The organism is Rugamonas aquatica (assembly GCF_009380215.1).
Lineage (GTDB): Bacteria > Pseudomonadota > Gammaproteobacteria > Burkholderiales > Burkholderiaceae_D > Rugamonas > Rugamonas aquatica_B.
Window position 1 is genome coordinate 1 of record NZ_WHUG01000013.1, and the last position, 18,838, is coordinate 18,838.

Here is an 18,838-nt window from a genome sequence, read left to right on the forward strand (position 1 = left end):
CCCTCCGGCCGAGGCCGAGGCCGCGCTGCGCGCCGACGCCGCCGCCCTGCCGCGCCGCGCCGCGCTGGCGCACGCGGTCTATGCGCCGGAAGTGCGGCACCCGGTCGAAGTGGGCGCCGACCAGCAAGCCCACCTGGTGGCCTGGCTGTCGAAGCGGCTGGGGGCGCCATTGAAGCCGCCGCAGCTGGCGGCGCTGGGCTATGCGCTGGAGGGGGGGCGACTGCTGCCCGGCCACAGCGGGCCGGTAGCGCAATTCATGTACCGCGACGCCGGCGGCGCGCGCCTGACGCTGTACGTGTCGACCGAACAAGCCCACGGCAGGGAAACCGGCTTCCGCTTTGCGCAGGAAGGCCAGGTGGGCGTGTTTTACTGGATAGACGGGCAATTCGGCTACGCCCTGTCCGGCAGCCTGGACCAGGCGGCGCTGGCCACCGTGGCCAATGCCGTCTACGCCCAGCTGGAACCGGCGAAGTGATGCACGCCGACTAGGCGTGTTTGCTGATTTCGATCAGGCGCGAGCGCATGACGTCGCTGGCGGCGGGCCCCGGCGCGAACATATAGTCCTCGTCGTTGATGGCCAGGCCGCTGTTGGCGTCCACCAGCACCTGGTCGGCCGGCTTGCCGGTTTCGCGGCTGACCACCAGCAGGCTGGCGCCTTCCGGTGCCAGATGGTCATTGCCCCAGGCGATGAAGGCCAGCAGCACCGGTTTGAAGGCGCGGCCGGACTTGGTCAGCACATATTCATAGCGCGGCGGACGGGCGCTGTACTGACGGCGCTCCATCAAGCCCCCTTCGACCAGCCCGGCCAGGCGGCGGGTCAGCATATTCGGGGCGATCTTCAGGCTCTTTTCAAACTCATCGAAGCGCGACAGACCATAAAAAGCGTCGCGCAGGATCAGGATACTCCACCACTCCCCTACTTTGCCCAGGCTGCGGGCGATCGGGCAAGGCATGCGGCCAAAGTCGGTATGTTTCATTTTTGACTCCTCGGTTCCAGGGTTAGCAAACAAAAAACCAGCAAACACAGCACGGCGAAAACAGAGTTACTTGCAAGTTAGAGGAAAGAATTTGTGACTTTTTTAGGTGACGTCTCCGGTGTGACAATGTGTGTATTTTCACGCTCCGCTTGCTCCACCTTTTTCAGGCACAATTTTTGGGTATTTCCCCTATGAAAAACTCGATTTTTCCGCCGCCTTCCCAGCCTCAAAAATAGGCCAAAAAAGCGGGCTGAAAACTCTCCAAAAATCACTTTATTTCCATGTGTCAATTTCCCTGTAAAATGTGTCCAGTCGAGCGCATGTTTTTACGGGGTAAAATTCTTCCTGTAGATTCATGCCGCGATACCTGATGGCTACCACAGGAACCGGTCTGAATCCCCCCAGATACCGGTTGTGGCCATCGCAGTGATAGCCGCGCACCTCAAAAACGTGTGTAAAAGATGAAAACTTTGTCTAAAGCCCTTGCCCTCGTTCTGCTCAGCGCACCGCTGCTGGCGCACGCCGGTAGCAAAATCGCCACCAGCACCATGCAGGTCAGCTTCATCGTGACCGAATCGTGCAACGTGCAATCGGCCGCCGTCGCCACCGCCCAGCGTCCCGCCGTCTCCTGCCAGCTCAACACGCCTTACCAGGTCAACCGCAGCGCCGACAAAACCGCCGCGCCAGCCGCCGCCACCGCACCGGCAGCCGCCGTCAACGCCGCGCCGCTGCGCACCGAAACCGGCGCCCAGGACTGGACCATCTACTTCTAAGCGGCGCCCGCCGCGGCGTTCCGCTTCAGAACGCCACCAACGCCGTCACCGTATCCTTGTAAGACCCCGGCGGCACCGCGCTCTGCAACGGCACCAGCCCGTACACCGTGACCGACTGCGTGCTGCCGTCGCCGGTTCCCGTCACCATCACCGTGCCCCCCGAACCATCGCCCCACACCGTCCCGTCCAGCGTGTTCGACAGCTGGTACGACACCTTGTTGCTGGCGCTGGCCAGGTTTTGCATCTTGCGCCCCGTCACCACGCCGGTCACGCTGCCGCCGTTGAGCGAAATCTGGTAGGCGGCGTTGGGACTGCAGGCCACCGAGATCGCCGAGGTGGCGCGCACCGGATTGCTGAGCAAGCTGCCGCTGGGGAAAGCCAGCGTGCCGGCGCTGATGGTGCAATCGTTGATGACCTCGGCGCGCGCCTGGAACGGCAGCGCCGACACCGGCCCGGCCAAGCAGGCGGCCAGCCCGCCCAGCACGAAGGAATACTGCATCGCCGCGCTGCCGGCGCCGAAATCCGAGGTGTACATGGCCGAGCCGGTGCCGGCGGTCTTGGCGGCCGACAGCGACGCGTCCGCCGTCAGCTGGCCGTACACCGTCACCGTCTGCGTCAGCGAGCCGGCCGAACCGCCCTTGGTCATGGTCAGGATGATGGGCGTGGGCGTGGCCGCCACCGTCGGCGCGCCCCAGATCTTCGCCGCCGTGTAGCTGGCGTCGGTGTACAGGTTGTAGTTCAGCGTCTGGGTGCCGTACTTGAGCTGGCGCGGCGTGGTGTTGGCCGAATTGGTGCCGTTGCCCAGGAACAGGCACACCGTCACGTTGGGGAACAGCACCAGGTAGGGCGGCGTGGCCAGCAGCCCGGTCCAGGTGCAGGTGACGGTGGCGGTGCCGGTGGTGGTGACGTTGACGCCGGCGATCGGGCTGACCGGCGTGAACAGCACGTCGGTCATGCTGGCGGTGCAGGTGTCGGCGCGCGCCTGGCCGGCGGCCAGCAGCATGAGCAGCCCCAGCAGCGGCGCCAGGCAACCCATCAGGCGGACGGCGCGCATCAGTGCACCGCCTTGCAGACCAGCGGCCCCAGCGTGGGCAGCGCGCGCAGCGGATCGGGCAGGTAGGCGAACTGCACCGAGCAAGCCTGCGCGCCCTCGCCGATCAGCAAATGGTTATCGTCCTGCAGGCGGTCGATGAAAGCCACGCCGTCGAAGCCGACCACGGTGCGGCCGCCGCTTTCCACATGCAGCACCCCGGTGCCGGTGGCGACCGGCTTGCCGTCGGCCGTCTGCAGCAGCACGCTGGCGGCGGCGTATTTCTCCACCGGGAAATGCGCCAGCACGCCCGACAGCCGCGCCGGCACCACGTCGAGCGAGGTGGTGCCGATGTGCGCATCGAGCGGCAGGCCGGACGTGTCGATGGTCAGCGGGTTGGACAGATAGGGATTCAGGTTGGGCACCAGCAGATGGCCGCTGCGGTCGGTGCGGCCGATCTGGCGGTTGGCCTGCAGCACCGGCACGCCGGCCACGCCGTCGGTGGACACCAGCGCGAAGCCGGCGCCGACCTGGCGCGCCGCGTGCACCGAACCGTCCATCAGCACCAGCGCCCCGGCCAGGTCGAGCGCGCTGTTGCGCTTGCCCCCGGCGTCCAGCGTGAAGGCGCTGAGCTGGCCGTAGGCGCCCAGGTACTGGCCCTGCGCCTGGCGCACCGACGCGTCGCCGCTGCCGGTCTGCTGCAAGCCCCAGCCGAAGCCGCCGCCGTAGTCCGGCGCGCGCGCCATGGTGTAGGTGGTGGCGCGCACCGCGCCCTGGCGGCTGCGGCTGGCGTTGGCGGCGATGCGCCCGCCGAAGGTCATGCTGAGGTTGAAGAACAGGCCGCGCACCTTGCTGTCGTTGAGGTCGCGGTAGGCGCTGGCGCTGAAGTACAGGCCCTGCCCGATCGCGGCCGAATACGAGGCCGAGACGATGCGCGCGGTCGGCGTCAGCGGCGCGCGCGCGGCGACATAGCTGACGCCCACGCTCTGTCCCAGCGGCAGCGCCAGGTTGAGCGTGACGCGGTCGCTGCCCAGCGGCGACAGGCTGCCGCTCGCCGTGCCGAGGTCGCTGTAGCCGGCGCTCGCGCGCAGCCGCAGCGTATCGATGCTGAACCAGCGGCTCAAATACTGGTAGCCGAGCGAAGCCTGGCCGCCGCGTCCGCTGACGGTGTAGACCGTGCCGATGCTGATGTTGCCGCCCGGCGCGGCCGGCGCCAGCACGCCCTGCACGGCGGTGGCGCGGCCGCTGCTGCCGGACAGCGAGGCGCTGACCACGCCGGCCCGGCCCAGCTTCCACAGCGCGCCGGCGCCGCCGTTGACCAGGCCCTGGCCGGCCTCGCCGTGCGTCTCCAGCGTCAGGCTGTCGTTGACGCCGTAGCGCAGCGCGCCGCTGGCCGACGGCGTGCGCGCATAGCCGAAGGAATCGCGGCCGTAGTTGCGGCGCAGCGCGCCCAGCTCCAGCGAGTAGTCGCTCAGGCCGGTGGCCAGCATGCGGGTGTCGACGTACAGCGGCAGCACGGTGGCGACGGCGCGGCCGGCGGCGTCGCGCGTCACCAGCGTGGCCTGGCCGGCGCCGTTGATGCCGGCCACCTGGTTGATGACGAAGGGACCGGGCGGCACCGCCATCTCGACCTGGCGCACGCCGTTGATGAACAGGCTGACCGCGCTCGGCACCACGGCCGAACCGTTGAGCGAGGCGACCGGATAGGTCAGCAGGTCGGGCCGCAGATCGAAGCTCTTGCGCCATTGCACGCCGGCCATGCGCAGCGAGCGGCTCCAGCTCAGCGAGGACGAAATCAAGTCGCCGACCTGCCAGGTTTCCAGCGTGTCCGGGTCGGCGTGGCTCCAGTAGGTGTCGAAGCGGATGAACTGGTTCTGGCCCTGGCCGGTGTTCCACACGCCATTGCTGCTGAACACGCCGCGCGATGAAAAGTAGCGCAGCTCGCCCAGCAGCGAGGCGCTGCGCGCGGCGCCCAGCTGGGTGTACAGATCGTAGTTCAGCACGTAGCCGGGCGACACCTGCGCCGGCGCCGCGCGCGGCGCGCTGCGCGCGCTCAGCGCGACCGGCGTGCGCAGCGCGTCGCTGACGCGCAGGGCGATACGCTGCAGGCCGGCGTCGTACTCGTAGCTCAGGCCCGGCACCGCGTCGAGGTCGAATTCCTCCTGTCCCTGCAAGCCGAACAGCGCCGGATCGAGATTGAGGTCGCGCAGATTCTGCACCGTGCTGCGCAGGCCGGCCTTGCCGCGGGTAAAGCGCAATATCAGTCCGCTTGCTTCGCCGTTCACACTCACCTCCAGAAAAAGCTCATCAGTTGCCGCCGCCGGCAGGCGGGCCACCACGTCCTCGGACGCGCCGCCGGCGGTCTGCGCCCGCGCCTCGCTCACGGCCGCGCACGCCAGCCAAGCCAGGCCCGCCAGCCACCCTGCCAGACGCCGCGCGCCAGTCATATCGGGACCTTGGTTCAGATCGGAAATCTCCAGTACTGCGCCGGCCACCTGGCCGGCGCGTTCAGTCCACTTTGTCCACCGTCACTGCCGTCTGCGCCTGCATATTGATGTTGGCCTTGATCGCCAGCTTGCCGTTCAGGTCGGCGTCGCCCGGGGTCGGCAGGCGCCACTCGCGCAGCTGGCCCGACAGCACATAACCGAACAAGCCCTGCGCCAGCACGAACTGCTTGCCGGCCGCGTTGCTCAATTCCAGCGCGCCGATCTGCGCCCGCTGGCTGCCGCTGTTGCGTACGCGCAGCATCCAGGCGTCGTCCTTGCGGAACACGCTCCAGGCCAGCGCCGGCGCGCCGCGCTCGTCGGGCGGCAGCACGAACATCGGCACCGAATAGCGCAGCCGGATGTCGACGCCGCTGCCGGCCGCCTTGTCTTCGCGCGGGATTTCATCGATCAGGATGCGGTAGCTCAGCTCGCGGGTAGGCAGCTGCTCGCTGCGCCGCACCAGCCGGATCACCTGGCTGCTCTTGGGCGCGATCTGGATGATGGGCGGGCTGGGCACGACCTCCTGGGTCGGCGTCAGCACATCGTCGCCATCCTTCTGTTCCCACAGGAATACCCTGACCTGGCCATACACCGGGCTCTCGCTGAGGTTCTGCATGGAAATACCGGTCGCGCCCTGGCCGGCGCGCAAGGTGATCATCACCGGCGAGATCTGCAGGTTCGCCGCGTGCGCCGCCGCACCGGTCCACAGCAGGAAACCGCCCAAGATCCAGCCGGTACAACGCGTCAATCTATTCATCACGCCCCTGCGGTCCAGTACGCACATTGCCTTCATTCAACAGTCGATTTCATTATTATCGATCTAAGAAACATGTGCTTTTGCCACAAGCGACGGCGGTTTTGATTGCGTAGAAATCTATTAAAAATATTTTCAGGATAGGCAAAATTTGCAACAACCTTGCAAGCGGCTCAGAAATAAACCGTCGCCGTGATGGTCGATTTGTAGGCGTCCGGCTGCGGCGTGGCCTGCACCGGGATCTGGCCGTAGACCGTCAGCGATTGCGCGGCGCCGGTGCCGGTGCCGCTCTTGGTGTCGGTGCCCTGGGTGTTGCCCCACAGCGTGGCGCCGGCGGTCTGGAACAGGTTGAAGGCGATGGTGCTGCTATTGCCGCCGGTGCCGCTCAGGTAGCGCGTGGTGCCGCTGGAGCCGGCGCCGGTGCCGGCGCTGAGGCCGACGTTGTACGGCGTGGTGTTGGTGCAGGTCACGCTCAGCGTGGTGTTGGCGGTGACGGCGGTCGCCAGCACGCCCTGCGAAGAGCCGAAGTCCAGGTTGTTGGCGGCGATGGTGCAGTCGGCGATGATGGTCACTTGCGCATCGAAGGTGATGGTGCGGCTGCCGTTGCTGTAGACGGCGGCGCCGGCCAGGTGCGGTGCGAGCAGGCCGAGCGACAGCAGGGCGGCGAGGTGTTTCGCGGTAGGGCGCATGATGAAACTCCGGGTAAAACGGTGGCTGCCCGGCGCCTGCTGGCGCGCGGCGGCAGTATCCCATGGTTGGGTAACGCAACTCGCGGCTCGGGAGTTGTAGCTATGCCACACTCAGGTGGCGAAGATCGGGCTGTGCTGAGGCCGGATCAGAAATACACGGTGGCGGTGATGGTCGATTTGTAGGTGTCGGGCTGCGGCGTGGTCTGCACCGGGATCTGGCCGTAGACGGTGATGGTCTGGGCGCTGCCGGTGCCGGTGCCGCTCTGGGTGTTGGTGCCCTGGGTGTTGCCCCAGACGGTGGCGCCGGCGGTCTGGAACAGGTTGAAGCCGATGGTGCTGGTGTTGCCGCCGGTGCCGCTCATGTAGCGCGTGGTGCCGCTGGAGCCGGTGCCGGTGCCGGCGCTCAGGCCCAGGTTGTACGGCGTGGTGTTGGTGCAGGTCACGCTCAGCGTGGTGTTGGCGGTGACGGCGGTCGCCAGCACGCCCTGCGAGGAACCGAAGTTCAGGTTGTTGGCGGCGATGGTGCAGTCGGCGATGATGGTCAGCGTGACGTCGAAGGTGCTGGTCTTGCTGCCGTTGCTGTAGACGGCGGCGTCGGCGACGGCGGCGAACAGGGTGGTGGCGGCGAAGGCGACGGCGAATTGGACAGCGCGTTTGGTGGTGGTCATGGCAAACTCCAGAAGTCGAGATATAAAAAATTGGAAAAAGATTTTTTGTAGCTCAACTCACTGATTGGGAGTTGCATACTGTGGCGCCGGGGGCGCCGGACCGGCTGTATCTGGGCACGGTCGAAACAGGCTTGGGTTCTACTCGCTGGCTTTGGTTTATTGCCGTTCGCCAACTGATGTGTCCATTATTATCGAAGGAAAAAAATCGTGCTTTTGCGCAATGTGACAGAGGTTTTGCTGGCGGAGAAATCTATTAAAAAATTTCAAAAGATAGGCATAATACGCAACAGGGTGTGATAAAACCTTATCAACCGGGTATCAAAGGTGGGCCCATGCAAACTGCCAGCGACACACAAACACGCAAGATCCTGATCGTGGACGACTCCGCGTTCGAACAGCGCGTGCTGGTCGATCTGCTCAGCGAGCTGCCTTATAAGGTCTCGGTGGCCTTCAACGGCCTGCAAGGCTACCAGTTGGCGCTGGCCCAGCATCCCGACCTGATCCTGCTCGACGTGCGCATGCCGAATATGGACGGCTATACCGCGTGCCGCCTGCTCAAGGCCAATCCCGTCACCCAGGACATCCCCATCATCTTCCTCAGCGGCGCCGACGCCGACGAGGAGCGCATCATGGGGCTGTCGATCGGCGGCGTGGATTTCGTCGCCAAGCCGTTTTCGCCGGGCGAGCTGGCGGCGCGCATCCAGGTGCACCTGAACCTGGCGCGCCGCGCCGCCCAGCCGCGCGCGGCGCCGGCGCACGGCGACGCCGCCCAGGCGCGCGCCACGGCGGCCGACAGCGATCCCGACGCCGTCATCGTCAACGCCGCCAAGCGCCTGATCGTCGACAACCTGGCCTCGCTGCCCGGCCTGGCCGAGATCGCCCGCAGCGTCGGCACCTACCGCGAAAAACTGTCGCAGGTGTTCCGCGAGCAGACCGGCATGACGGTGTTCGCCTTCATCCGCGAAACCCGCATCCGGCGCGGCGAAGAGCTGCTCAAGGATACCGACATCGACGTGCAGGACATCGCCCTGCTGATCGGCTTCAACAACGCCGGCAACTTCGCCACCGCCTTCCGCGAGCGCATGGGGGTCACGCCCAGCGCCTTCCGCCAGACCATCCAGCAAAAAAAAACGCCGCTCGACTGACGCCGGCGGCGGTGTAGCGTCCGGCGCGGTCGCTCAGCGCAGGCGGAACACGCTGACCACGCTGGCCAGGTTGGCGGCCTGCTCCTGCAGCGAACCGGCGGCGGCGGCGGCCTGTTCGACCAGCGCGGCGTTCTGCTGCGTCACCTCGTCCATCTGCACGATGGCCTTGTTGACTTCCTCGATGCCGGTGCTCTGCTCGCTGCTGGCGGCGGAGATTTCCGCCACCACGTCGCTGACGCGGCGCACGCTGGACACCACCTCGGCCATCGTGCTGCCGGCCTGCTGCACCAGCGCCGTGCCGCTGTCGACCTGCACCACCGAATCGTCGATCAAGCCCTTGATTTCCTTGGCCGCCGCCGCCGAGCGCTGGGCCAGGTTGCGCACTTCGGAAGCGACCACGGCGAAACCGCGCCCCTGCTCGCCGGCGCGCGCCGCCTCGACCGCCGCGTTCAGCGCCAGGATATTGGTCTGGAAAGCGATGCCGTCGATCACGCTGATGATATCGACAATCTTGCGCGACGACGCGCTGATCGATTCCATGGTGGCGATCACCTCGCCCACCACCTTGCCGCCGTCGGCCGCCGTGCTGGAGGCCGATTGCGCCAGCTGGTTGGCCTGGCGCGCGTTGTCGGCGTTCTGCTTGACGGTCGAGGTCAACTCTTCCATCGCCGACGCGGTTTGCTCCAGCGAGCTGGCCTGGCCCTCGGTGCGGGCCGACAGGTCCAGGTTGCCGCTGGCGATTTCCGCCGACGCCGTGGCGATGGTGTCGGTGCCGCCGCGCACTTCGCCGACCACCCGCAGCAGGCTGTCGTTCATGGCCTTGAGCGAGTGCATCAGCTGGCCCGTTTCATCCTTGCCGTGGCTGACGATGTGGGCCGTCAGATCGCCCTCGGCCACGCGGCGCGCCACGCCCACCGCTTCTTCCAGCGGCCCGGCGACGATGCGCGCCACCACCGTCGCCAGCACCATGCTGAGCACGATCAGCACGATCAGCGTGCCGATAATCATCTTGCGCGACAGCGAGAAGATATCGCTCGCGGACTGGTCGGCAGCGGCGCTGCCGTCATCGTTGATCTTGACCAGCGCATCGAGCTGCTCGTTGGCCTGCCGGAACAGCTTGTTGGAAGCGCCGCGGAACAGCGTGCGCGCATCGTCCTTCTTGCCTTCGCGCGACAGCGCGGCCAGCTTGCTGCTGCTGGCCAGATAATCGTCCAGCGATTTCTGCAGCTCGGCGTAGATGCGCTTTTCTTCCGGCTCGGAGACCAGCGTCGCATATGACGCTTGCTGTTTGCGCAAGGTTTCCAGGCGCGTGGCCATCGACTTGTCGGTGGCCGCCATGTCCGCCTCTTCGCTGAGCAGGATGTGGGTGGCCTCGGAAATGCGGTAGCGCGACAGCGAGGCCTGGATCTGCCCCAGGTAGCGCACCGCCGGCATCCAGTTGGTGGCGATGTCGGTCGATGCCTGGTTGACCTTGACCAGCTGGGCCAGCGAAAACACGCCCAGCAGACAGGTCAGCGCGATCACGACGCCAAACGCCACGATCAGCTTTTTGCCGATTCTCAAGTCGTAAAACCATTGCATGGTATCTCCTCGGGTAATTCCTTATGGAAATATCATGATAGAACGGGTGACGGTGAATGTCACCCCTTCATTTCAGCTGTTGAGCAAGGGCTTAGAACTTGGTGTTGAGCTTGAGCGAGGCGAAGCGCCCGCGCGGATCGGCCTGGGTAAAGTCGAAGAAGGACGTCGACGAATCCCACGACGGCCGCTTGTCGGTCAGGTTTTGCACGCCCAGCGTCAGCGTGGTGGCCGTGCCCAGCTTGCGCGACACGCTCAGGTCGTAGGTGGCGTTGGACGACACGTGCTCGCCCACGCGCGCGGCCTGCGCGGTCTGCTCGTAGCCGCTGGTGTAGTTCCAGCTCAGCGTGCTGCTCCAGCTGCCGATCTCCCAGGTGGCGTGGCTGGCGCCGCGCCAGCCCGGCAGCGAACCGTGGTAATTGTTGCCGGCGCCATTGGTCAGCGGCTCGCCTTCCGACAGCGGCGCCGCGTAGCGGAACAGGCGGCTCAGCTGCGCGCGCAGGTCCAGCTTGCCGTAGGCGGCGCTGGTGTAGCTCTGGCGCAGGTCGAAGTCGACGCCGGACACCACGCGATCGCCCTGGTTGCGGTACTGCAGGTACAGCGTGCTGATGCGGCCGTCGGCGTCGCGCACCACCTGGCCGGGACGGTTGGCGGCGATGATGGTGTCGCTGTTGTCGGTGCCGATCACGCCGCGCGTCTTGATGCGGTAGTAGTCGACGCCGATGCTGCTGGTGCTGCTCGGGGCGACCACGAAGCCGAGGTTGAGGTTGTCCGAACGCTCGGGCCGCAGCGCGGCGTTGGCGGTGGTGACATTGGTGACGCCGCGCGGCTGCTTGGGCGCGATCGGATCGCGCGGATCGACCACGGCGCCGTAGCTGACCGAATTGCTGTTGGTGATTTCCGGCAGCGACGGCGCGCGGAAGCCGCGCGACACCGTGCCGCGCAGCAGCAGGCCGGGCACGGCCTCGTAGCGCAGGCTGGCCTTGGGCGAGAAGGCGTTGCCGAAGTCGCTGTAGTGGTCGGCGCGGCCGGCCACGTTCAGGTTCAAGTTGCTGGTCAGCGGCGCGTTGGCTTCGGCAAACAGCGCCGACACATCGCGCTGGCCGTTGATGATGTTGATGGCCGGACGCAGCTCGGTGCCCGACAGCACGGCGCTCGAGGTGTTCGAGTTCATGCCTTCGCGGCGCCACTGGCCGCCCAGCGCGACGCCGAGCGGGCCGGCCGGCAGGTTCAGCACATCGCGCGCGGCGGACAAGTCCAGCGTGGTCAGCTGCGATTGCGCCGGACGCAGGGTCGACAGGCGCAGGCGGTTGCGCACCGCTTCGCTGTTCTTGCTCTGGTCGGCGAAGTTGTAGCTGCCGTCGGCCAGCACTTTTTCAAACTCGTAGCGGTTGACGAAGTTCTGCACCGTCTCTTCCAGCGTGCTGGCCGAGCGGCCCAGCGAGGCGTCCACGTCCCAGCCCGCGACCTGGCCCTTGACGCCGCCCAGCGCGCGGTAGAAGTCGACCTTGTCGGCCTTCAGGCGCGGGCCCAGGTCGAACAGCGTGGCGGTGATCGCCACCGGCGTCGTGCCCGGATTGTTCGGATGGCCGACCGGCAGCGTCGCGCCTATGGTGTCGAGCTTCTGGGTCTGGTTATTCCAGGCGCGCAGGCTGCTGCTGACCGTCAGCGGCGCGCCGAAGGTCTGGTCGGCGCGCGAGTAGCTGTACAGCAGGTCGGCATACGCCACCAGCTCCGGCGTCAGTTGCAGGCTGCCGCGCACCGACGCGTGCACCCGCTGCACCGCCGGGATCAGCGTCTTGTACTCGGCCGGATTGTAGGCCAGCACCTGGCCCTGCTTGCCGTCGCTGATCGTGCCGTACGGCGTCAGCTGCAGCGGCCCCTGCACGCCGCCCAGCAGCTTGGTGGCGTCGGTGCCGTAGTAGTTGGTCGGCACCCAAGCCAGGCTGCCGTTCTGCTGGGCGCGGAAATCGCTGCCGCGCATCCAGTCCACATCGGTCTGCTGCAGCTTGCTGCGCTGCTGGGCGTCGAGCGCGAACACCAGGCTGTAGCCGTCGTCCGCCAGCGAGCCTAAGCCGGTCTGCAGCGCCGCGCGCCTGTCGGTCTGGCCCGTGCCCTGGGTCGACTCGCCGCCCTCCACCGTCACCTCGGTGCCCTTGAATTCCTGGTACAGGATGATGTTGAGCACCCCCGCCACCGCGTCCGAACCATAGATCGACGAGGCGCCATCCTTGAGCACCTCGATGCGCTGCACCGCCGCCATCGGCAGGCTGTTCAGGTCGACAAACACTTCCTGCAAATCCTGCGCCGTCGCATACGGGCTGACGCGCTTGCCGTTGACCAGCACCAGCGTGTTCTTCTGCCCCATGCCGCGCAGCGACACGCCGGCCGTGCCGGCCGAGAAGCTGCCGGTGTACTGCTCGTTGTAGCTGTTGCCGCTGTTGGCGGCCAGCGAGCGGATGACGTCGGCGATGCTGGTCTTGCCGCTGGCGGCGATATCCTTGGCGCTGAGCACCTCGATGGCGGCGGCGCCCTCTTTTTCGGTGACGCGGATATTCGAGCCGGTGACGATGACGCGCGCGGGATCGGCAGCGGCGGCGGCGGCCTCCTCGGCGTGGACCAGTTGCGGGAAGGCGGCGGCCAGCGCCAGGGTGATGCTGAGTGGTTTGAACATGATTCCTCTTGGTGGGTTTGGTACTGCTTTTCCGATAGAAAAAGCGTGCAAAAGCGCAGCCGCTGCCGGCCTGGTGGGCCGGACGGATTTGCTCGATGGGACTACGGGGTGTGAAAGCGGCGTTACAGCGCGCGCCACATGCACTGCGCCATGCAGAGCATGTACAGGACGTGGCGATAGGAGGCTGAGGTGGAAACGTGGGTGCGATGCATGGCTACAGGCCGCTGATACTTGGAGCCTGAACTATAAAGACCGCCGCCGGCGAAGGGAACGAATTAAATTCTACTTGTATATGCCAATTGAATCTAAAGCTGACTCTGCAGCGCGGGGGCTGGCGCGGCGCGCATCTGGCGCCGCCAGAAGAACCACGACACCAGCGCGTTGAGCCAGTAGGCCGCGTACAGCGCGGCGGTCAGGTGCAGGCCGCGACTGGCGTACAGCGGCACCGAGATGGTGTTGACCAGCAGCCAGAACGGCCAGGTGTCGAGGCGCCGGCCCATCAGCAGCAGCTGGGCCACGATGCTGAACATCAGCACCGCCGAATCGATGAAGGGCGCGTAGGCGTTGGTGTAAGCCTGCAGCATCAGGCCGTAGGCGGCGGTGGCGGCCAGGCCGACGCCGACCATCCAGCCCAGCGCGCCCAGCCTGGCGCGGCTGATCGGCAGCGCGCCGCCGTCGCCGCCGCGCACCCAGCGCAGCCAGCCGATGAAACAGGTGACGATGAAGAACAGCTGCAGCGCGACGTCGGCATACAGGTTGACGCTGTAGAACAGCGCGGCGAACATCACGCAGCCCACCACGCCCAGCCACCACGAATGCACATTGTTGCGGCCGGCCAGCACGATCGATACGGTCATGACGATGTTGGCGGCGATTTCGAGGGGAGCGGTCAACGGCGGGATCCAGTCAGGGGTTTAGTTGCGGCAGTCGGCCGGCAACACTTGGGCGGGAATGTCTTCGCTGCCGCACTGCCAGGCAACGCGCTTATTTTCGTCCAGCCTCGGCGTGAACGCAATAGCCTTGCCGCGATAGACGGGATCGGACGGCAGCACGCGCACCACGCCATTGCCCGGATCGACCGAGACTTCCTGCACCACGTGGCTGGGGTCGTCCATCGCGTAGCCGGCCTGCGCCAGCGTGGCCGGGCCGCGGCCGTTGGCGTAGAAGTAGCGCTCCACCGCCGCCGTCGCGTCCTGGCCGACGCCGACCACCTGCGCCATGCGCGCACGCGCCGCGTAATCGTTGTAGGCCGGCAGCGCCACCGCGGCCAGCATGCCGACCAGCGCGCACACGCCGATCAGCGAACCGAGGCCGCCCACGCCCAGGCGCGGCACGCACAGCGCCAGCACATAGGCCAGGCCGTGCCGGCCCGGCTGGCTCACCTCGTTGCCCGAGGCCAGCCCCCGCACCACCGCCATGCGCTTGACCAGCCACGGATAATCGGCCACCAGCTCGTGGAAGGACATCCAGAACCCCGACGAGGCGCGCGCCTGGGCGGCGTAGCCGGAAGCGTTCATCTGCCGCCAGCGCTTGCCGCCGGCGGCCAGCGCGGCCAGTCCGACCTGGGCGCTTTTCAAATCGTCGCAGGCGTGGAAGCCGTGGCGGTCGCAGGTGTATTCGCGGGCGCGCGCATAGGCCGCGCCCAGCAGCGGCACCAGCGACGCCGGCGCCAGCAGCGCCGACCAGCGCAGGTGGTTGCGCTTGATGTGGCCGATCTCGTGGCCGATGTAGAAATTGATCGCGTCCGGCCGCTCTTCCAGCGCGTCGACCACGTCCGAGTACAGCACGATGATGTGATTGCCGAGAAAGCGCGTGGCGAAGGCGTTGAAAGAGCCGCCCATCTGCAGCAGATAGGCTTCCGGTTCGACCTCCAGCGCCAGCCGCCGGCAGCAGGCTTCGATGCGCAGGTGCAGGTCGGGGAATTGCTGCGGCGTGATGCGTACCGCCGTGCCGCGCAGCCAGGACACCAGCGCCGACTGGGCGAAACACCAGGAAACCACGAACAGCAGCAGGTACAGCAGCGCCATGCCCTTGGTGCCGAGCATCAGCCCGGCCCAGATCAGCAGCGACACCACCAGCATCAGGCCGAATAGCGGTTTTTCGTTCTTATAAACCAGTTCCACAACGTTCCCCGCGCAAAAGTTTCCACGCGGCTATTTTAATGGCTAGTTTAAGAAAAACATAACCATTTATGATAACTTTACATCTGCATCCACCGGTAACACGGCTTGCAGCTCGGCGATATTGACCGGTTTGACCAGATGGGCCGCGAAGCCGGCCTCGCGGCTGCGCGACTTGTCGTGCTCCTGGCCATAGCCGGACAGCGCCACCAGCTTGAGTTCCGCGCCGCCGGGCAGCTGGCGCAGGTGGCAGGCCAGTTCGAAGCCGTCCATGCCGGGCAGGCCGATGTCGAGGATGGCCACCTGCGGCATGGCCCCGGCCGCGCCGGCGGCGGCCACGGCGGTGATGGCCTGGGCCGGATCGTAGGCCACCGTGGCGTGGTAGCCCAGCGCGCCCAGCAGCTCGCCCAGCGAATCGGCGGCGTCCTGGTTGTCGTCCACCACCAGCACGCGGGCGCCGGCGGCGGCCAGCGACAGCGCGGACGGGGCGGCCACCTCGGCCTCGGCCTCGGGCACCAGCGAGTCCGGCAGCGTGATGGTGAAGGTGCTGCCACGCCCTTCCCCGGCGCTGTAGGCGCTGACCTCGCCGCCATGCATCTGCACCAGGTTGCGCACCAGCGCCAGCCCGATGCCCAGCCCGCCCTTGGCGCGGTCCAGCTGGCGGTTGCCCTGCACGAACAGGTCGAAGATGTGGGGCAGCAGCGCCGGCGCGATGCCCGAGCCGTCGTCCGTCACCTGGATCTGCACGGTCTGCTGCCGGATCCGCGTGCTCAGCGTGATATGGCCGCCGGCCGGCGTGTAGCGCGCCGCGTTGCTCAGCAGGTTGGACACCACCTGCGCCAGCCGCGCCGGATCGCCATGCCAGCGCACGCCGGGCACATCGACCAGCAGGCGGTGCCGCTTTTGCTCCAGCAGCGGGCTGGCCATTTCGATCGCCCGGTTCAGCACGTCGGCCAGCTGCACGGTTTCCTTGCGCAGCTCGACCTTGCCGCTGGCGATGCGCGACACATCGAGCAAGTCGTCGACCAGCCGCACCAGGTGCTCGACCTGGCGCTCGATCACGGCCTGCTCCGGCGCGATGTCGGCGCCGCGCAGCTTCATCAGCTTGAGCGCGGTGACGATGGGCGCCAGCGGGTTGCGCAGCTCATGCCCCAGCATGGCCAGGAATTCATCCTTGATGCGCGAGGACAGGTTGAGGTCGACGTTGAGGCGCTCGCTTTCGGCCATCGCCTGGGCCAGCGCGCGGTCGCTCTCCAGCCGGCTCAGCGTGGCGCACACGGCGGCCGTGATCTGCTCCAGGAACTGGCGGTAGGCGTGGTCCATCGGCAGCCGCGGCGACACCTGGAACACCAGCATCAAGTCTTCGCACAATTGCAGCTCGGCGCCGCGGATGACCACCACGCCGGCGCCCGCCTCGGCCACGCCGTCCTGGGAGCCGCGCCGCAGCGCCACGCCGGCCAGGTCGCCCGGATTGCCGGCCACGCAATGGGCGATGCTGTCGAGCACCTGCGCCTCGTCGCGGCAGTTGAGCAGGCTGCGCGCCAGCAAGTCCAGCGCGTGGCGGCGCCGTTCAGCCAGCACCTGGGCGGTGGTCTCGGTGCACACCACCAGCACGCCGGCCACGCGGTCGGCCTCGTCGAACACCGGGGTGTAGGTGTAGCTCCAGTACACATCCTCGATGCGGCCGTTGCGCTCGATCGGCACCAGGTTGTCGGCATACCACCGCGGCTCGCCACCGTTGCGCACGCTGTCGATCTGCGGACCGATGACGGACCAGATCTCCGGCCAGCACTCGCGCCCCGCCTGCCCCAGCGCGGCCGGATGCTTGCCCTGGCCGAAGCTGGGCACATAGGCATCGTTGTAGACCTGCACCAGTTGCTCGCCCCACCACAGGAACATCGGATGGACCGAGTGCATGACCAGGCCCACCGCCGTGCGCAGCGACGCCGGCCACGAGGCGATCGGCCCCAGCGGCGTGTACTCCCATGCGTGGCGCTGCACCAGGTCGCGCATGGGCGTGCCGGCGCCGATAAAGCGCCAGCCGGTATCGCACTCGACAGGGGACAAGGCAGAGGAAAATTGCACCGGCATAGGCATTCCGAATCCAGAAAGCACAAGTGTAGCAACTATACTGTACCAAGGCGCACGCTTGACATTCTCTCCACATCTGGCAAATTGTAGCCATAGATCAAGAAAGGGTTTCGCCATGCAAGCGCGTTGCGTCGGTTCCGTCATGGCGTTCATCGTCGCGTCCGCATTGCCGGCGCCAGCCGCTGCCTGCCAGATGAAAATGGCTTTGGAGCAATGGCCGCCCTACGTCTACAGCCAGCCCAACGGCCCGCCGTCCGGGCTGGACCTGGAACTGGTGCAAGCGATCTTCAAGGAGGCCGGCTGCACGCTGCAACTCTTGCCCGAACTGCCGACCGCGCGCCGCCAGCGCCAGTTCGAGCTGGGCGGGCTGGACCTGCTGCTGGCCGCCTCCGACACCGGCGAGCGCCGCAAATACGCGCGCTTCAGCCTGCCCTACCGCCATGAATCGGTCGGCGTCTTCGTCCGCAGCGCCAACCTGGCGAACTACCGCGACGTGCGCAGCCTGGAAGCCTTGCTCAAGAGAAAGTTGTCGCTGCTGGCGCCCAAGGTGGGCTGGTATGGCCCGACCTACGCGCGCGTGCAGCCGGAGCTGCTGGCGGCCGGCCACCTGAGCACCTTCCTCAGCTTCCAGCAGGGCTTGCGCATGCTGGACGCCGGGCGCGCCGAACTGATACTCGGCGACACCGCCGCCCTGCGCCACGAGGCCAGGGAACAGGGCGTGGCCATCGCGCCGCTGCCGTTCATGGTGTTGCGGGCGCCGGTGCACCTGATGCTCAACAAAAACAGCACCACGCAGGCCGATCTCGACCTGCTGAACGGCGCCATCCAGCGCCTGGAGAAGCAAGGCGTGCTGGCGGAAATCCGCAGCCGCTACGGCGAATCCTAGCCGGCGCCGCGCTCAATGCATGCGCGGCAGCCACATGCCCGCCGTGGCGACCGCGACGCCCACGCCCATGGCGACGGTCAGCCCGGCCAGCAGGGCCGCCACGCCATATTGCGCCGCCGCCCCGCGCAGGCGGCAGCGCAGATACAGCTCCAGCACGGCCAGCGGCAGCAGGCACTGGGCGAAGGCGAGAAAACTCAGGAACGGGCCGCGAAACGTTGCGGCGTCGAAGCCGGACGGCCCGCCATGCACGGCGATCCAGAACATCAGGCCGACGCGGAAGAACCACACGCCGCCCACCGCCAGGAACAGCCGCAACGCCCAGCGGCGATGCGCGGCCAAGTCGCGCGTGCGCGCACGCTGCACGGCCAGGCCGGCAAACAGCAGGATCAGCAAGCCGTTCAGCGTGGTGCCGAGGTGCTGCGTCAAATCGCCCACCGTGCCGCGCCACCACAACATGTACATGCCGCTGACGCTGGCGATGACGGCGCCGGCCACGTAGAGGCGGCCGTTCACGCGGTGCAGGCGCGGCGCGCGGGCGCGCACTTGCGGCAGCAGTTGCAGCGCGCCGCTCAGCATGATGACGACCGCCAGCAGCAGATGCGCGACTATCGCGGCATTGCCCGCCGTATCGCCCGGCACATGGCCGTGCGTCATGACCGCGTTCCAGCCGGCCATGTCGCCGCGCAGCGCGGCGCCGCCGTACAGCACGATGGCGTAGGCCGCGAACATCAGCTGGCCGGCGACCGTGACGGCAAACCAGAGCTGCACGGCGCGGGCCAGGGTGCCGGCCGCCCGGCGCTGCATGGAGAACGGCGGCAGCAAGGCCGCAGCGCTATAGTTTTCTGATGTCATGACCACCTCCCGTGTGTTTGAATGGCTGCGACGATAGCCCGCCGCTGCGCCCGCGCGGCGGCGCCACCGCCAACCATGCGACCGGCGACGGTTTTCAGGGCTTGAACGGCGGCGG

General features: G+C 67.0%; 16 protein-coding genes. 4 read left to right on the forward strand and 12 right to left on the reverse strand.

What is annotated here, in order from left to right:
* A partial coding sequence (locus GEV02_RS24810; protein WP_174999324.1) for an anti-sigma factor family protein occupies positions 1-475 on the forward strand: 475 nt, incomplete at its 5' end.
* 10 nt (positions 476-485) lie between these two features.
* Here the strand turns inward: GEV02_RS24810 and GEV02_RS24815 are convergent.
* A complete protein-coding gene (locus GEV02_RS24815) occupies positions 486-977 on the reverse strand; it encodes a winged helix-turn-helix transcriptional regulator (protein WP_008444611.1) in 492 nt (163 codons plus the stop codon).
* A gap of 470 nt (positions 978-1,447) precedes the next feature.
* Between GEV02_RS24815 and GEV02_RS24820 the strand changes: the two genes are divergently transcribed.
* On the forward strand, positions 1,448-1,750 hold the full coding sequence (locus tag GEV02_RS24820; protein ID WP_152840617.1) for a hypothetical protein: 303 nt from the start codon (positions 1,448-1,450) through the stop codon (positions 1,748-1,750).
* A gap of 25 nt (positions 1,751-1,775) precedes the next feature.
* On the opposite strand, the gene GEV02_RS24825 is transcribed toward GEV02_RS24820, so the two are convergent.
* From GEV02_RS24825 to GEV02_RS24845, 5 genes are all read right to left on the reverse strand, one after another.
* Positions 1,776-2,804: a Csu type fimbrial protein gene (locus tag GEV02_RS24825; protein ID WP_152840618.1), complete on the reverse strand. Its 1,029-nt coding sequence runs from the start codon at positions 2,802-2,804 to the stop codon at positions 1,776-1,778.
* Positions 2,804-5,227, reverse strand: coding sequence for a fimbria/pilus outer membrane usher protein (locus GEV02_RS24830; protein ID WP_152840619.1), 2,424 nt, complete (start codon positions 5,225-5,227; stop codon positions 2,804-2,806). Before GEV02_RS24830 ends, GEV02_RS24825 begins: the two co-directional genes overlap by 1 nt.
* A 61-nt stretch (positions 5,228-5,288) precedes the next feature.
* Complete coding sequence (locus GEV02_RS24835; RefSeq protein WP_152840620.1) at positions 5,289-6,023, reverse strand: fimbrial biogenesis chaperone; 735 nt, start codon at positions 6,021-6,023, stop codon at positions 5,289-5,291.
* A 170-nt stretch (positions 6,024-6,193) separates the two neighbouring features.
* The gene (locus GEV02_RS24840) at positions 6,194-6,709 is read right to left on the reverse strand and encodes a Csu type fimbrial protein (RefSeq protein WP_152840621.1); all 516 of its coding nucleotides are present in this window, start codon (positions 6,707-6,709) and stop codon (positions 6,194-6,196) included.
* A gap of 146 nt (positions 6,710-6,855) precedes the next feature.
* On the reverse strand, positions 6,856-7,377 hold the full coding sequence (locus GEV02_RS24845; RefSeq protein ID WP_152840622.1) for a Csu type fimbrial protein: 522 nt from the start codon (positions 7,375-7,377) through the stop codon (positions 6,856-6,858).
* Between the two features lie 332 nt (positions 7,378-7,709).
* Here GEV02_RS24845 and GEV02_RS24850 point away from each other — a divergent pair, with 332 nt between their 5' ends.
* The gene (locus GEV02_RS24850; RefSeq protein WP_152840623.1) at positions 7,710-8,522 is read left to right on the forward strand and encodes a response regulator transcription factor; all 813 of its coding nucleotides are present in this window, start codon (positions 7,710-7,712) and stop codon (positions 8,520-8,522) included.
* Positions 8,523-8,555: 33 nt separating this feature from the next.
* On the opposite strand, the gene GEV02_RS24855 is transcribed toward GEV02_RS24850, so the two are convergent.
* The 5 genes from GEV02_RS24855 to GEV02_RS24875 form a co-directional block, all read right to left on the reverse strand.
* Complete coding sequence (locus GEV02_RS24855) at positions 8,556-10,103, reverse strand: methyl-accepting chemotaxis protein (protein WP_152840624.1); 1,548 nt, start codon at positions 10,101-10,103, stop codon at positions 8,556-8,558.
* Positions 10,104-10,194: 91 nt separating this feature from the next.
* Positions 10,195-12,774, reverse strand: a complete 2,580-nt coding sequence (locus GEV02_RS24860) for a TonB-dependent receptor (protein WP_152840625.1) — start codon at positions 12,772-12,774, stop codon at positions 10,195-10,197.
* Positions 12,775-13,079: 305 nt separating this feature from the next.
* A complete protein-coding gene (gene pnuC, locus GEV02_RS24865) occupies positions 13,080-13,667 on the reverse strand; it encodes a nicotinamide riboside transporter PnuC (protein WP_152840626.1) in 588 nt (195 codons plus the stop codon).
* Between the two features lie 21 nt (positions 13,668-13,688).
* On the reverse strand, positions 13,689-14,897 hold the full coding sequence (locus tag GEV02_RS24870) for a M48 family metallopeptidase (protein ID WP_328595913.1): 1,209 nt from the start codon (positions 14,895-14,897) through the stop codon (positions 13,689-13,691).
* Positions 14,898-14,963: 66 nt separating this feature from the next.
* Positions 14,964-16,985: a hybrid sensor histidine kinase/response regulator gene (locus GEV02_RS24875; protein WP_152840627.1), complete on the reverse strand. Its 2,022-nt coding sequence runs from the start codon at positions 16,983-16,985 to the stop codon at positions 14,964-14,966.
* Positions 16,986-17,100: 115 nt separating this feature from the next.
* Here GEV02_RS24875 and GEV02_RS24880 point away from each other — a divergent pair, with 115 nt between their 5' ends.
* A complete protein-coding gene (locus GEV02_RS24880; RefSeq protein ID WP_152840628.1) occupies positions 17,101-17,871 on the forward strand; it encodes a substrate-binding periplasmic protein in 771 nt (256 codons plus the stop codon).
* Between the two features lie 12 nt (positions 17,872-17,883).
* Here GEV02_RS24880 and GEV02_RS24885 read toward each other — a convergent pair whose 3' ends face one another.
* Positions 17,884-18,723 carry a DUF2306 domain-containing protein gene (locus tag GEV02_RS24885; RefSeq protein ID WP_152840629.1) on the reverse strand — a complete coding sequence of 280 codons (840 nt, stop codon included), beginning with the start codon at positions 18,721-18,723 and terminating at the stop codon, positions 17,884-17,886.
* Between the last annotated feature and the right edge of the window lie 115 nt (positions 18,724-18,838).